We start from the raw sequence: 908 nt of genomic DNA on the forward strand, positions 1-908 counted from the left end.
GTCGGCGGCCGCTTCGTTGCGCTCTGCCTGGGCCGCGAGGGCCGCCGGCGAAAAACTGTCGAACAGGGGCGCCTGCTCGGCCACGGTCGGCTCCGCCTGGGCGGCGGCTTCCGGCAGCGCCGGCGCCTCGTTGCGGCGGTTCTGGTCGAAGCGCTGGCCGCTATGCTCGCCCTCGATCACCGGCTGCGGGCCGGCACCTTGGTTGGCGGCCGCGGCCGGAGCTTCGCCGGCATTGCTGTTGCCGACAGTGTCGAACTCGTCGCGATCCTCGTCCGCGTCGTCATCGAAATCGTCGCGATTCTGCTGGACGTTCTGGATCGGCATCTGCGCCTGCGCGGCGGCAATGATGCGATTGTAGTGTTCGGCGTGCTGAAGATAGTTTTCCGCCATCACCCGGTCGCCGGAGCTTTGCGCGTCACGGGCGAGTGCGGCGTATTTTTCGGCGATCTGCTGAGCCGATCCGCGGATCTTCACATCCGGGCCGTTGCTCTCGTAGTTGCGCGTCAGGGGATTGGGGCCCTTGCGGTTGTTGTTGTTGCCACCGCCGCCGCCATTGTTATTGCGACCGCGCATGCGCCTGTTCTGCTGTTGTGGCCTCATTCGACTCTCTTCAGTGTGAAATTTTTGAAAACTCTTCGCGAACGGAGGCGCTCATGCAGCCAGCCGTTTCGTTTCTTCACCGGCGTTCGCCCGCATCAATTGCGTTGGCGCCACGTGCCATCCTGTTCCGGTTACATCACTTGCCGGACGATTCCCGCACGAAGCATTGGCGTCGATCGCGCAAGAAGGCAGCTATTTCCAAGGAAAACCGAATCGCTAAGAGCACTGCCTGCTTCGTCTCATCCGGCTACTTTGACCCTAGCTGCATTCCCGGGCATTGCCAAGCCCTTTTTCGCACTGCATCAGGG

The 908-nt window shown here is 62.8% G+C and carries 2 protein-coding genes; one reads left to right on the top strand and one right to left on the bottom strand.

Going from position 1 to position 908, the window contains the following annotated elements:
* The coding region (locus EN781_RS33345; protein WP_127400769.1) for a DUF4167 domain-containing protein at positions 1-600 on the bottom strand (600 nt) is incomplete at its 3' end.
* Positions 601-653: 53 nt separating this feature from the next.
* Here EN781_RS33345 and EN781_RS34965 point away from each other — a divergent pair.
* A partial coding sequence (locus EN781_RS34965; RefSeq protein ID WP_210213519.1) for a hypothetical protein occupies positions 654-908 on the top strand: 255 nt, incomplete at its 3' end.

Origin of the sequence: Mesorhizobium sp. M4A.F.Ca.ET.090.04.2.1, from assembly GCF_003999085.1 — a bacterium.
Classification (GTDB): Bacteria; Pseudomonadota; Alphaproteobacteria; order Rhizobiales; family Rhizobiaceae; genus Mesorhizobium.